General features: G+C 41.7%; 12 protein-coding genes. 4 read left to right on the top strand and 8 right to left on the bottom strand.

The features are described from left to right. The first annotated feature begins 76 nt into the window (after nt 1-76). Nucleotides 77-1,219 (top strand): DUF5610 domain-containing protein, encoded by a 1,143-nt coding sequence (locus NEJAP_RS08970; protein ID WP_201350283.1) that lies wholly within the window; start codon nt 77-79, stop codon nt 1,217-1,219. A gap of 129 nt (nt 1,220-1,348) precedes the next feature. On the opposite strand, the gene NEJAP_RS08965 is transcribed toward NEJAP_RS08970, so the two are convergent. Next, the gene (locus NEJAP_RS08965) at nt 1,349-4,408 is read right to left on the bottom strand and encodes an FAD-binding and (Fe-S)-binding domain-containing protein (RefSeq protein ID WP_201350282.1); all 3,060 of its coding nucleotides are present in this window, start codon (nt 4,406-4,408) and stop codon (nt 1,349-1,351) included. Between the two features lie 92 nt (nt 4,409-4,500). Between NEJAP_RS08965 and NEJAP_RS08960 the strand changes: the two genes are divergently transcribed. Beyond that, on the top strand, nt 4,501-5,466 hold the full coding sequence (locus NEJAP_RS08960) for a LysR family transcriptional regulator (protein ID WP_236591122.1): 966 nt from the start codon (nt 4,501-4,503) through the stop codon (nt 5,464-5,466). A gap of 14 nt (nt 5,467-5,480) precedes the next feature. On the opposite strand, the gene NEJAP_RS08955 is transcribed toward NEJAP_RS08960, so the two are convergent. The 3 genes from NEJAP_RS08955 to NEJAP_RS08945 all read right to left on the bottom strand — a co-directional run bounded on the left by NEJAP_RS08955 (nt 5,481) and on the right by NEJAP_RS08945 (nt 9,953). Next, entirely contained in the window at nt 5,481-6,308 is an 828-nt protein-coding gene (locus tag NEJAP_RS08955; RefSeq protein WP_201350281.1) for a S1 RNA-binding domain-containing protein, read from the bottom strand. Nucleotides 6,309-6,408: 100 nt separating this feature from the next. Next, nucleotides 6,409-7,152, bottom strand: a complete 744-nt coding sequence (locus NEJAP_RS08950; RefSeq protein WP_201350280.1) for a response regulator transcription factor — start codon at nt 7,150-7,152, stop codon at nt 6,409-6,411. Between the two features lie 5 nt (nt 7,153-7,157). Beyond that, nucleotides 7,158-9,953, bottom strand: coding sequence for a cache domain-containing protein (locus tag NEJAP_RS08945; RefSeq protein WP_201350279.1), 2,796 nt, complete (start codon nt 9,951-9,953; stop codon nt 7,158-7,160). A gap of 166 nt (nt 9,954-10,119) precedes the next feature. Here NEJAP_RS08945 and NEJAP_RS08940 point away from each other — a divergent pair, with 166 nt between their 5' ends. Further along, nucleotides 10,120-10,656 (top strand): hypothetical protein, encoded by a 537-nt coding sequence (locus NEJAP_RS08940; protein WP_201350278.1) that lies wholly within the window; start codon nt 10,120-10,122, stop codon nt 10,654-10,656. 79 nt (nt 10,657-10,735) lie between these two features. Here the strand turns inward: NEJAP_RS08940 and NEJAP_RS08935 are convergent, their stop codons facing one another. The 3 genes from NEJAP_RS08935 to NEJAP_RS08925 all read right to left on the bottom strand — a co-directional run bounded on the left by NEJAP_RS08935 (nt 10,736) and on the right by NEJAP_RS08925 (nt 12,053). Further along, nucleotides 10,736-10,921 carry a hypothetical protein gene (locus NEJAP_RS08935; protein WP_201350277.1) on the bottom strand — a complete coding sequence of 62 codons (186 nt, stop codon included), beginning with the start codon at nt 10,919-10,921 and terminating at the stop codon, nt 10,736-10,738. Between the two features lie 106 nt (nt 10,922-11,027). Continuing rightward, the gene (locus NEJAP_RS08930) at nt 11,028-11,507 is read right to left on the bottom strand and encodes a DUF4124 domain-containing protein (RefSeq protein WP_201350276.1); all 480 of its coding nucleotides are present in this window, start codon (nt 11,505-11,507) and stop codon (nt 11,028-11,030) included. 150 nt (nt 11,508-11,657) lie between these two features. Continuing rightward, complete coding sequence (locus tag NEJAP_RS08925; protein ID WP_201350275.1) at nt 11,658-12,053, bottom strand: MmcQ/YjbR family DNA-binding protein; 396 nt, start codon at nt 12,051-12,053, stop codon at nt 11,658-11,660. Nucleotides 12,054-12,203: 150 nt separating this feature from the next. Between NEJAP_RS08925 and NEJAP_RS08920 the strand changes: the two genes are divergently transcribed. Continuing rightward, nucleotides 12,204-12,779: a PhnA domain-containing protein gene (locus NEJAP_RS08920; RefSeq protein WP_201350274.1), complete on the top strand. Its 576-nt coding sequence runs from the start codon at nt 12,204-12,206 to the stop codon at nt 12,777-12,779. A gap of 62 nt (nt 12,780-12,841) precedes the next feature. On the opposite strand, the gene NEJAP_RS08915 is transcribed toward NEJAP_RS08920, so the two are convergent. Continuing rightward, a complete protein-coding gene (locus NEJAP_RS08915; RefSeq protein ID WP_201350273.1) occupies nt 12,842-13,195 on the bottom strand; it encodes a VOC family protein in 354 nt (117 codons plus the stop codon). Between the last annotated feature and the right edge of the window lie 46 nt (nt 13,196-13,241).

Here is a 13,241-nt window from a genome sequence, read left to right as displayed (position 1 = left end):
ACCCACTATTTTCTAAAGTTCTACTAAAATAAGTCGATATAAATAGCTATAACCGACTAATAACCGGAGGCCCAACATGATTGGCACTCTGTACTCTCATTCTTCATTTACACAGCAAAGCTCACAAACAAGCTTTCAACACGCCACCTCTAATGGAAAGACTTCGGAAGCGGCTAGCCAAGATACCGTATTAAACCGGCTGGCTAGCAATATACCAGGCATGAGTGGTGGCGATCTTAAAAGCATGAGTGCGGATGATTTCTCTCCGGAGAAAGTCGCCAGTCGTATTGGCGATTTTGTCGCTCAGGGTTTGGAAGCAGCACGCCGTAATGGTCGCTCAGAAGAAGATATACAAAAGATGTATAACGCTGCCGTAGACGGCGTTAAGAAAGGTTTTTCTGAAGCACGCGAAATTCTCGATGGTTTAGGCGCATTGAGTGACTCTGTCACAGCAAATATTGATCTCACCGAAGAGAAAACACTGGATGCGCTTAGTGCGATAGAATCAGGACAAAAAACACCTGAAGATGCACAAGTATCTCGCTTAATAGCTGCTGAGCGCTATCAGGAAGCAGAAACATTATCACTGAAAGTAAAAACCCAAGATGGCGATGAAGTCACCATCAACTTCGCTAAAAACAGCGAATATGAAAGTTCCTTTGGGATTGAAAAGGATCAACAGGGTAATACGCAGTCACTTTTCAATATTAGTCGTAGCGAAAGCAGCGCGTATCAGTTCTCTGTTGAAGGCGACCTCGATAACGATGAGATTGATGCTCTGCAAGACTTAATAAAAGATGTGAATGAAATTTCAAATGAGTTTTTTGATGGCGACGTGCAAAAAGCCTTTGATATGGCTAGCGAGTTTCGTATGGATAAAACAGAACTCGCGTCCATGAACCTTCGTTTAACGCAATCAGAACAACATACTGCTGTCGCTAAGTATTCTGAAGTCGAGAACCTTGATAGCCCTGGCATGAACCCAGGAAAACGCCTAGGGCATATGATGCAAAACATGCACGGCGCTGCTGATAGACCAGGACTGGGCTTTATACAGGATGCATCAAGTTTTAGTCGAGAAATGCTCTCAACTCTAGTGACACAAGACATTAGATATAAAGATTCAAACGAGCCAGAAAAAGCAAGATATGACGCCAACCTAGATAGCATGAACAACCTGCTGGCCAGCCAACAAACGGCAGCAGTACAAGATAATTAGCTTAGATTGTCATCACTGAAAGATACCTATCCATCTTTCAATTTTCGGGGCCCTTTCTAAGGGCCCTTTTTTTATATAAACGGCTTCGCTTACCATATCGCCTAACCTAAAAAAACCGACAGTACTCAGCTAGCGATTTGCACGCACCAAATCTAGCAAAGCCTGTGCTGGATGAGGAATTTTCTGATCATCCATACGCTTCACCTGACTACGGCATGAGTATCCACTAGCAACCAACTTCCCTTTGTTTTCATCCGCATTAACAACATCGCGCCAGCTCAAGTCATAAATTGTTTTTGATGTTTCTAAATTTTCAGCTTCATGGCCATAAGTCCCTGACATACCACAACAACCAACAGCCTGAACCTCTAGACTTTGGCCAAGAGCGGCATAGATCTGCTGCCACAGTTTGATTGAAGCCGCTGCAGAGGTTTTTTCAGTGCAATGAGCCAGCAACTTATAAGAGTGGGCTGGTAACTTAGAGGCTTTAGTTGCGACAGCCTCTTGCTGAGTCGCTAACCACTCTTGGATTAGGTTTACCGTTGGCAAGCGATCAGCAACTTGTGCGTACTCCTGCCTATACGTAAGGGTCATTGATGGATCGATTCCAACCAAAGGCACACCGGTCTGTCCTAATGCACGTAACATTGATATGTTTTTACTTGCTGCCTTTTCAAAGGATTTCATAAAGCCATGCACATGCAATGGTTTGCCGTTAGGCATAAACGGCGCAACCATCACCGTGAAGCCTAGCTCATTGAGCAGGTCGATTATGTCCAACACTAACTGCGTCTCGAAAAAGCTAGTGAAGGCATCTTGCACAATAATGACCGATTTTTCTCGCTGCTTAGTTGCCATACCACTGATGATCTCAACGCTGGCAAATTCTACCCCCCTTTCTTTAAGACCTTTCACTAATGTATGTTTACAAATGGTAGGACTATCGACCATGCCCACGTATTGCTTGAACACGCGTTTCATGACTTTATTTTGCATCGCCCAATTATAAGGAGCAGGAAACTTAGATAATGCGGGCACCATAAACTCAAGACTACCGACCATATAATCTTTAGCTGGGCGTAAATAACGGCTGTAGTAAACTTCTAAGAAGCGTGCTCTAAAGTCAGGAACATTAACCTTAATGGGGCACTGACCAACACAAGATTTACACGCCAAACAGCCCATCATTGCTTCGTGGACTTCATGTGAATAGTCGTATTCACCCTTTTGTTTTTTGAGAGTATTTTTAATTTTCCCAGGCAAGGATTTGATATAGCTTGTGGATTTAATACGGCTACTTTCTTCTGTTAAATCGACCCCCTGTGAAGACATTAAACGTAACCATTCTCTAATGAGTGATGCGCGCCCTTTAGGTGAGTGTATACGTTCACGAGTGCCTTTCCACGAAGGGCACATCGCATCTTTAGGATCGTAGTTGTAACACGCACCATTACCGTTGCAGAACATTGCTGAATTGTAAGTATCGCGTGTTTTAGCAGAGATCTGACGGTCCAATTGGCCGCGCGTCTGCACAGCATCAATTTTTAGAAGCTCAGCACCACCAACAACAGGAGTAGCAATCTTCCCAGGATTTAGCTGGTTATGCGGATCAAATACGCCTTTAATTCGCTGCAGTTCAACATACAGTTCACCAAAAAATGCAGGTGAGTATTCAGAACGTACTCCTTTACCATGCTCTCCCCATAACAAACCATTATATTTTTGAGTAAGAGCAACCACCTGATCAGTGATTTCTCTAATCATTGATTCCTGCGCTTCATCTTTCATATCAATGGCTGGGCGTACATGTAAAACACCTGCGTCAACATGTCCAAACATACCATAAGCTAAGCCATGGCTATCCAGTACTGCCCGAAACTCCATAATAAAGTCAGCAAGGTTCTCAGGAGGTACAGCGGTATCTTCTACAAAAGGAATCGGGCGTTCTTGCCCTTGCGCATTCCCCAGCAAGCCAACAGCTTTCTTACGCATTCCCCATACTTTGTTAATTTCAGCGCCACCGTATACCACGCTAAAACCAAAACTTTTACCTGGCTCTCCTGCAACCTTCTCTAAATGCTGGGTCAGCTTGTTAACACGCGCTTGTAGAACAGACTCATCATCTGCAGTGTACTCAACAAGGTTTATTCCGAGCGTATCCGGATCGCCCTCTTTTTCTGGGAAATAGTCTTTAACCGTATCCCAAACAATGTCACCCATTGCCAGATTGAGTACTTTAGAGTCAATTGTTTCTATGGACGTAGGCTCCCAATCCATTAACGCTTTTGCATCGCGCAGCGAACTCTCAAAACTATCGTATTTAACATTCACTAGAGCGGCAAATTTTGGGATAGGCAAAACATTAAGTTTAGCTTCAGCAATAAATGCCAGCGAGCCTTCACCACCGCATAACACAGAGTTAAGATTAAAACGCCCTGACTCATTACGGATATGAGCAAGATCATAACCTGTAAGGCAGCGGTTTAATGTTGGAAATTTAGCATCAATTAACTCTTTTTTAGTGCTATGAATATCATCCACCAGCCGATGAATCTCACCGACTCTATCTTCACGAAGTTTTAGCTTTTCAAGCTCATCTTCGTCAAGTGGCGCTGAATTCCAAACAGTACCATCGAGCAATACACTTTTTAATTCTAAAACATGATCACGCGTTTTACCGTAGAGGCAGCTACCCTGGCCACTCGCATCAGTATTGATCATCCCGCCAACGGTTGCACGGTTACTGGTTGACAGTTCAGGAGCAAAAAACAACCCGTAGGGTTTAAGCGCTGCATTTAGCTGATCCTTAACCACGCCTCCCTGAACACGAACCCAACGCTCTTGCTCGTTAATTTCTAAAATACCGTTCATATGCTTAGAAACATCAACAATCAAGCCGTCGGTCAATGACTGGCCATTCGTACCTGTACCACCACCGCGAGGTGTTAGCGTTACTTGGGAGAATGCTGCTTGCGCACTCAGCTCAGCAATAAGTACCAAATCATCCAGTGTTTTTGGGTACAACACACCTTGAGGTAACAATTGGTAAATACTGTTATCCGTCGATAATGCGATACGGTTGGCATAATCCTGATTAAGCTCCCCCGCAAAACCTTTTGCCTGCAAGGCCTCTATAAAAGATACGTAGTGCGCTTGTGTTGTCTCTACAGTAGAAATGCGTGGGATCATGTCTAATCATCTAATTTGTTATTAAAGGCGCTATGATGCAGAATCATGATTAATCATTCAAACGATAAAATTTAATTAATTAATCGAAAATTATGAATAATATCTCTTATCGACATCTTAATGCCTTCATAGAGGTATCTCGACACGGTAGTTTTACACATGCCGCAGAACACCTGCATGTGACTCAATCAACACTTACTGCGACAATCAAGCAGCTAGAAGCACAAGTCGCTCTTCAGTTATTTGATCGCACCACACGACGCGTTAACCTAACCCGTGATGGTGAACGTTTTTATCCGGTTGCTGAACGCCTTATTTCTGATTTTGATACAGCGATTAATGATTTAAGAGCCAGTGCACAACAACAGCGGGGACATATTGGTATTGCCGCATCTCCCTCTGTACTCAACAGCCTTCTGCCACCCGTCATAAAAACGTATAGACAAGCATTCCCTAACATTGGAATATCCTTGAAAGAAGAAGGCGCCAGCGGTATTGAAGAGAATGTGATTAACAATATTGTGGATTTTGGTATAGGCGGGAATAGATCCGCACATCCAGAGCTACTCTACCAGCCCATCCTACAGGACCGCTACGGTGTGGTCATGACCCATGACGACCCACTCATCATGGCTGATACATTGTGCTGGAATGACCTTAAGCAACGCTCACTAAGCATGCTCTCTGTTGAAAACGGTATTCGTATTCAACTGGAGAAATGCATAAGTGAAAAGAAAATCCCTTTTATATTAGAAAACTCTCTCATTGAAGCCTCCACACCTGCAACTCTGGCATCACTCATCCAAAATGGTATTGGTATTAGTATTCTTCCAGCATTAGCAGCCAGCACACCGGCTTTTCACTCGCTCGTATTTAAACCGTTAAGTGAGCCCGTATTACGTAGAGAATTATGCTTGATTACACGAAAGGGACGCTCAATCGGGCCCGCAGGAGAAGAGTTACTTAAGAGAGCCACCCAATACTTTCAGGAAGCCCCCTTACCAGCTTATGTTGAAGCGCTTAGTATTTCTGTTAAACAGACAGCCCTTCGAGCATGATGGTGATTATCTAATTAGACTTTGGTTATTCCGTCCTTAGCAATAGATATCAGCCCTTTTTTCATCAAGGTGCCAATCGCCATTTTATACGCTTTTTTGCTAATGCCGTATGCCTGATAGATATCTTCAGGCTGGCTTTTATCACTTAACGGACTAAATCCATCGTTATTATCTAGGTTATCTAAGATGCGCTGCGATAGCTCATCTACTTTAGCGTAGCCTGGCTTATCTAACATGACATCGACTTTACCCTCAGCCAATACACGCTTGATATACCCGGTTAATGTTTGGCCAAGTCTGACTGTACGAAACAAGTCTTTTTGATGAAGGACAGCACCATAACTATTATCGACAATAACGCTAAAGCCCAAATCATTATGACGAAAAGCAAATAAGCTCACTTTATCGCCTACGGTTAGCCCTTTAGGATCTTTATCAAGAAATTTTTCTAACTTAGCAGAGGCCGCCAAACGATCACTGTTATCAAGATAGACCCTGACCATAACACGCTGACCTACTTCAACTGCGCGCTGCTGCTCACCATAAGGCAATAGCAAGTCTTTAGGCATACCCCAGTCTAGAAACGCGCCAATACGATTCACTTCTACAACTTTAAGTGATGCAAACTCGCCCACTTGTGCTATCGGCGGATTAATGCCCGCTACTACAAAGTCATCCGTATCAAGATAGATAAAAACATCTAATTGGTCGCCGAGTTTACAGCCCTGCGGAACTTCTTTTTTGGGCAGTAAAATACCACCAAATTCACCACCATCTAGATAGACACCGAAATCCGCTTCGCGCATTACAGTGAGAGTATTCATTCGGCCTATATCAACCACGGTGATTATCCTGTTCTAAGTCTTTAGAAGAAATGAGGTTATAAAAAAAGCGATACTAGCAGAAACGCCCTCTCCACCCAATCAGTTTACAATACTAATGTCATATCCATTCAACGTCTGTGGTGAGGATGTAACCCACACCATAAACCGTTTTAATTAATGTAGGCTGTTTTGGGTTACTCTCTATTTTTTTACGTACTCGTGACATACGAACATCAATGCTTCTATCAAATGGAGAGACTCGCTCACCCAATAACTGATCACGAGATAATATTTTTTTCGGTGAATGCAGTAATAGCATCAGTAACTCATGCTCTGCAGAGCTGAGCTCAGATCCTTGTCCTATCTCTTCACCCCCGCTTTCCTTTACATTGCATGACAACACACCGGATAAAGTAAGTGTGGAGGGGTCATAACGCCACCCAGCAAACTGAGCTATTTTAGAAACAGAGGTTTCTTGTTCATGATGATTCTTCTTAAAACGGCGAAACAAACTATTGACTCTAGCCACGAGCTCTCGAGGTATAAACGGTTTAACAATGTAATCATCAGCCCCTAGCTCAAGACCTAAAATGCGGTCAGTAACACCATCTCGTCCAGAGAGGATCATCACCCCCATATTGGCTTGCTCACATAGTGATTTAACTAATTCTATACCATCTATATCAGGCAGCCCCAGATCAACAATACACAGATCTGGCGATTTAACCTGTAGGGCTTGTTTTACTTGGGCGCCAGTTAGAAATGTTTCAACATCAAAATTATAAGCACTTAGCTCTCGACTAACGATGTCACAAATATCGCGTTCATCATCAATGATATAAATTAGCTTTCGACTAGTCATTGCTACTACTCTCCTTTACCAAGCTGATCTTCAACCTCAAAAGACTCTTTTAATTCTTTGATATCAAAAGGTTTTTGAATAATGCGGTGGGCATTTTTTCCTTCTCGCCCACTATTTTCGTCAAAAGCGTAACCTGTCATTAGTACAATTTTGCTACAGGGATGCATAGCCTGAAAATTATCAGCAAGGTCAAAACCATTCACTTCACCGTTCAAGCGTATATCTGAAACCAAAGCAAAAACACCCTCCAATACGCCCATCAACTCCAATGCCTCTTGTGCTGTAGAAGCTTCAATAACATTAAAACCCATCTTAACGAGTAACTCACGAACCACTTGGCGTACATCATCATCGTCTTCAACCAGTAGCACTAACTTACCTTTCCACTCCTTACTTTGTGATAACACTAAGTCAGTAGAATCTTGTAATGCTCCTGCAAGAATCGACGGTAATAACAACGTAATTTCAGCACCGCTACCAGGTATACTTTTCACGCCGATATAACCATTAGATTGCTTAACAAAGCCATACACCATACTGAGCCCGAGTCCTGCACCCGTTCCACCCGAGTTAGTAGTAAAGAATGGTTCAAACGCCATCCTGATAGCCTCGTCACTAAACCCATGTCCCGTATCAGAAACACAAATTTGTATGTACTGGCCTGGTACTACGCTTTCATCAAGCCTCATTCCTTCTTCAATAATACTGACTTCTGATACAACAAAGTGGACCGAGCCACCGTGAGGCATTGCTTGTTTTGCATTCAATACCAAATTAACCAGAGCATCCTCAAGACGCCCAGGATCAACAAAGGGTAAATTTTTTGTTACTACGGGGCTAAAAATTAACTCAATATCACTCGGTAACGAACCTCTAAGTAACTCAATGCTTTCATGTAGTAAAAGATTGATATCACAAGGCAGTGGAGCCAATGGCTGTCTGCGAGAAAATGCTAGCAAACGATTAGTAATATCAGCCCCTCTTTTCGCCGCGCGAATCGAAGGTTTAAGATAACGCTGCAATACAGCGTCAGCTTGATAATGTTCTGCTGCTGACACCAGATTCCCTAAAATAATTGATAGTAAATTATTAAAATCATGCGCTAAGCCACCGGCCAAATGTCCTACTGCACTCATTCGCTGAGCTTCTAATAGTTTCTTCTCTACCTCTTTTTCTGATGTGACATCCAAAACTACCAATAAGACGCCAACAACCTGTCCAACCTCATCATAACAAGGGGTAGTTAAGCGCTTAATGATCACTTCGCGATCATGCAGCCAATTACTATATTCTTGGCCAAATCCATTTCCAGATAAGGCCGCTTTTAATTGCACAAGTGTTGCCTGGTATTGCTTTTGGCTCACCGACTCTAAGGCCTTGCCTGTAATCTCACTTTTGACTTTGCTTAACGCATCAGCATAGCGCTGATTTACAAATTGAAAGGTTAACGTCGTATCAAAATATGCTACTTCGGCCGGCAACAAATCCAGAATAATTCGTTGTCGCTCTTCTATTTGTTCTAAAGCTAAGGTACGGCTGGCCACTTTATCATCAAGGTTTTGAATATTATCGCGTACTCTTTCAACCATCTCATCAAATGTCTTAGCAAGAATCCCTAACTCATCATCACGCCTAAAACCGACTGTCGCAGTTAGCTCGCCTTTAGAAACCCGAAGCGCTGTATCTGCTAACTGCTTGATAGGGTTAGTAACCCAATAGATAAAGAAAAAAGCCATCGCAATAGCGACCAATAAAGACAATAAAGCAATCATTAAAATACGCTCACTCAATTGCTCAGAGCTGCTTTTAAGCTCATCAACATACACAGATGAACAGATATACCAGTCAAAACCTTTCACGTGTCGTACCAGTGATAACTTCTCATAAATGTAATTACCAGGGTCTCCTGGCTTATCCCACTTGTAATAAAGTTCATTACCCGTATCAGCGACGTTAATTAAGTCTTTCGCTATCGATTTCTTCGTCACTGGGTTAAGTAAGTTCTGTATATTGGTTCCATCAATATTAGGGTTGGGATGGATCAACATGTTGGTTCTTGCATCGAAAATGAATAAATAGCCTGTTTTGGCTACGCGCAACTGCTTAAAGCTCTCTCGTAGATCTTCAAGAGCTCGATTACGCTTTGCTTCTAGTTCGGCTTGTACATCCTCTAGATAGATACCAGACCCCATGACAAAGCCCCATTCAGGAAAGTCTTTAACATAGGAAAGCTTATCTAACTGCTTGTTGCCTGATAACCGATTCCATTTGTATTGGGAGTAGCCTTCTCCTTGACGAGTAGCCACATTGATAATTTCTGGTAAAACAACCACACCATCATCGCTCTTTAGTGTTGATACATCTTTACCGTGAAACCTGTCATCAGGGTGTGACAAAAAGCGATAGTCGTAACTGGACACCCATATATAATCGCCATCGATACTTTGAAAATGACGAAGCATCTCAAAAATAATATTTCTGGCTTCTTCAATACCAATATCACCAGCCTTAACTTGTCGGTAGACTTGATCTATATAAGATTCAGCCATCGAAACAACAATTTTTAACCGCTGCTTGTGTGATTCAAGTACTTGCTTCTGATAGCTTTCAGTATCCGCATACATCCTATCAGCCATAGTAAAAACATTATCTAATGCAATACGACTAGAATTACGTTCAATTTCATATACTTTGCTTTTAATAAAAGGAACAGAATAAAAATAAACCGCACTGAAAATGACTAACATCAATATCAGTACAATTGGAAAGAAACGCTGAACTAACCGAGAAGGAAACAACATCTAAAAACCCTACTACAGACTCATATATCAAGAGTTTATCGTAAAAACCAAACAATCCACCCCACTGTTACAATTCGTAAGATTTCAGACAAACTCCTGCAAGTTTTTTACGTTCTACTGTGAGTATGGAACATTAAATGTGTTCATAATAACAAGAGAACAGCTCATGAAAATTATCATCGTTGTTAAGCGACCAGAATTCAGCAACTCTCATGATACTTCACTACAAGCAGCCTTAACGGAAGCATTTTCCGCGAAAACTGATTCAACAAATTCTATTATTGTCGTATCTATCGGCTCTTCACACAGCACAGAACAGTTAGAGACGGCTATTGAAATAGGTGCAAACAAGGGTATTCATGTTGTCACTTCCGATAGCCTGAGTGCTTATACCGTCGCTGAACACTTAATAGGTATTGTAAAACGAGAAAAGCCTGAGCTGTTGATTATTAGCGAGCAATTAACCAGTGAAGAATGTCCAACAGGACGAGTGCTATCTTCCATGATAAATGAGTCATTAACGATTAAGTCTTCAGGACTAGATAGAAACCAATACCGTTTACTGGTGATTCGTGAAATGCTAAGCGGTGCTCACACCGTATTATTGCCGATATTAGCCGACATCAGTAACAAAAAACCCTGGCTTTCCCTGCAACAGTACCAAGAGTTCCTTCCATTTCAAAGTGCACTGCAGCCAGTATAGTAGTCAAACCACAAACGTTTAGTTGAACTCCTCGCCATAAAAAAACCCTCAAAAAGAGGGCTTTTTATTTACATTGTATTTAATGCAGATCCTGATACTTTTTCTTGATTTCTATCAACTGCGGCTGAATATCAAGAGGGGCGTAGTTCATCGCTTGTTCAAATAAGTCTTTATTTGATTCTGATAAACGGTCTTCCTCAGACATTTCTTTCAGCTTACGCATGGCTTCTACAAACTTGGGATGTAATGAGTCATTCTCAGACATAGCATCGCCCTCCACTGTCCGGCTTCGAAAACCGTGTATTAATATTGAAAACCGAATTTTGCCATATAAGGCTACTAATTACATAAGAAACTATCGTTACGTGAGGTTATTTAGTTTTGTTGTAGTTTTCTTTGGCTTTTTTGTAAGTCTTTTTTATATCGGCCGCTCGTTTAGCTGGAGTGGATGATGATTTATCCTTCTGATTAAGGCGTGCCGGTACTGAACTACCATCTGACGAAGAACTATCATCCTTAACTTTTAGACGTTTAGTTTTCTTGTTATTTTTTTTGTCACTTTTATCCGCCGAAAGTTCCTCATTATTACTTTTCGCTGCGCTAGGACTCTCTACTGAATCAGACTGCTCGTTTTGTACTCCTTCTTCACTAGGTACTTCTGGTTTAGGTATTTTTCGCCAAGGCGTAGCTACATTAACATAGGTCTTCTTCTCAGCTTTAACACCAACTGGCGCCTTATCACTGTAATGAATCTTACCGTTTTCATCTGTCCAACGATAAATTTCAGCACTCGCAAGGAGTGGCATTAAACAGATGAGCAATACCCCTATTTTTAATCGAAAAGTAAACACAGTCTTCTCCATCTATTCAACTAACGTGTTATTCTCTTTAATAGCTATAGATTGATTTAAGCATATGTCAGTTCAAACTGTTAATTCTTAACAAAACAAGTGGCTTATTGCTGGGTTTTAAGAACATCAACACCTGACGATTGTATAGCACTACTTGCAGCGTAAGCCTTTAAATACAACAGACTCTCCATACGCCAGTACCAGCGCGTCTTTTTTCATCTTTACAAGCCCCTTGACCACCAACGCATACGAGCAATCAATTTGACGTTGGATCTCTCCTTCTGGAACTGCGCCATCAACAAACACTGTATTCCAATGCCGCTTATTCATGTGATAACCAGGGATGACATCATTAAAAACATCTCTAAGCTCAATAGCATCTTGAGGGTCACTTTTTAGATTAATACTTAACCTCCCTTGATAGTTGGACACCAGGGCAAACATTTTATCTTTCACTTTAAAAACATCTACCTCAGGACCAAAAGGGAAATCTTCAACGGCTTGTGGTTTTTCGCGCAAGTAGGTGATTAACGCCTGTTTATCCATTACATATCCTCTCTTGTTGCTAACCGCTTAAACATAAAAGCTACAAACATCAAAATAATAAGCCGATCAAGTATTTATAGCATTCCTCCATTTGTGTTTTAGTAAATCAATCAGGCATAATACGCCCCACAAAAATGAGGGCTTATTGATATGACTATTGAAAAAGAATTAATGCAGCGTAGTAACTCAGCATGTGAGCTTTGCTCATCAACTGACAATCTTTCTGTTTTTGAAGTCAGCCCGTCTAATGGTTCTGCAGAGCAAGCCATCTTGACTTGTGAAGCATGCAATAGTCAGATCAATAAGCCAGATTCAATTAATGTAAACCATTGGCGCTGCTTAAACGATAGCATGTGGAGCCAAATACCTGCGGTTCAAGTCATGGCTTGGCGCCAACTTAAGCAGCTCTCATCAATGGGTGAAATTTGGGCACAAGATCTTTTAGATATGCTCTACCTCGATGAAGAAACCCAAACCTGGGCTCAAGCCAGCGATGCTGATGATGACGCATACCCACCAGCAAAAGATAGTAACGGCGCAACGTTAAATGCTGGTGATAACGTGACACTCATTAAAGATTTAGATGTTAAAGGCGCAGGCTTTACTGCTAAACGCGGTACAGCCGTGCGTGGAATCTCGCTTACATCGAATCCAGATCAAATTGAAGGTCGCGTCAACGGCACGCGAATCGTTCTTCTGACAAAATTCCTCAAAAAGCAAAACTAATTATTAACCTTAGACAAGCTTACAACCGCACTGCCCTTTTCTATTTATTGGCAGTGCTGATCTTATCGATTAGACCACACGGCAAGCTCGTTTCCATTAGGGTCAGTAAAATGAAATCTACGCCCACCTGGAAACTCAAATATAGGCTTGATGATCTGGCCACCAGAAGATTCTATTTTTTCTAGAGTAATGTCTAAATGGTCACTATACAAAACAATCAATGCGGCGCCTTGATCGCTGGACGAGCACAACTCAGACTTAAAAAAACCACCTTCTAACCCGGCATTAGAAAAAGCCACGTATTCGGAACCATAATCGGTAAATACCCATTCAAAAGCTTGCGAATAAAAACGCTTCACTTCTTCAAGGTTTTTAGCCGGAAACTCCACATAGTTTATTTTTTCATGTTCACTCATATACCCTCCACAATAAATATTTGATCATTTTTTAGCATTCCCTCAA

It is taken from the genome of Neptunomonas japonica JAMM 1380 (assembly GCF_016592555.1).
GTDB classification, from domain to species: domain Bacteria; phylum Pseudomonadota; class Gammaproteobacteria; order Pseudomonadales; family Balneatricaceae; genus Neptunomonas; species Neptunomonas japonica_A.
The sequence above is the reverse complement of the archived record's forward strand: the minus strand, read 5'-3'. Positions and strand labels throughout refer to the sequence as shown.

What these genes read in the sequence shown, in the direction of transcription:
- NEJAP_RS08970 (WP_201350283.1), top strand. Translation starts at nt 77, where the DNA reads ATGATTGGCACTCTGTACTCTCATTCTTCATTTACACAGCAAAGCTCA.
- NEJAP_RS08965 (WP_201350282.1), bottom strand. Translation starts at nt 4,408, where the DNA reads ATGATCCCACGCATTTCTACTGTAGAGACAACACAAGCGCACTACGTA.
- NEJAP_RS08960 (WP_236591122.1), top strand. Translation starts at nt 4,501, where the DNA reads ATGAATAATATCTCTTATCGACATCTTAATGCCTTCATAGAGGTATCT.
- NEJAP_RS08950 (WP_201350280.1), bottom strand. Translation starts at nt 7,152, where the DNA reads ATGACTAGTCGAAAGCTAATTTATATCATTGATGATGAACGCGATATT.
- NEJAP_RS08945 (WP_201350279.1), bottom strand. Translation starts at nt 9,953, where the DNA reads ATGTTGTTTCCTTCTCGGTTAGTTCAGCGTTTCTTTCCAATTGTACTG.
- NEJAP_RS08940 (WP_201350278.1), top strand. Translation starts at nt 10,120, where the DNA reads ATGAAAATTATCATCGTTGTTAAGCGACCAGAATTCAGCAACTCTCAT.
- NEJAP_RS08935 (WP_201350277.1), bottom strand. Translation starts at nt 10,921, where the DNA reads ATGTCTGAGAATGACTCATTACATCCCAAGTTTGTAGAAGCCATGCGT.
- NEJAP_RS08925 (WP_201350275.1), bottom strand. Translation starts at nt 12,053, where the DNA reads ATGGATAAACAGGCGTTAATCACCTACTTGCGCGAAAAACCACAAGCC.
- NEJAP_RS08920 (WP_201350274.1), top strand. Translation starts at nt 12,204, where the DNA reads ATGACTATTGAAAAAGAATTAATGCAGCGTAGTAACTCAGCATGTGAG.
- NEJAP_RS08915 (WP_201350273.1), bottom strand. Translation starts at nt 13,195, where the DNA reads ATGAGTGAACATGAAAAAATAAACTATGTGGAGTTTCCGGCTAAAAAC.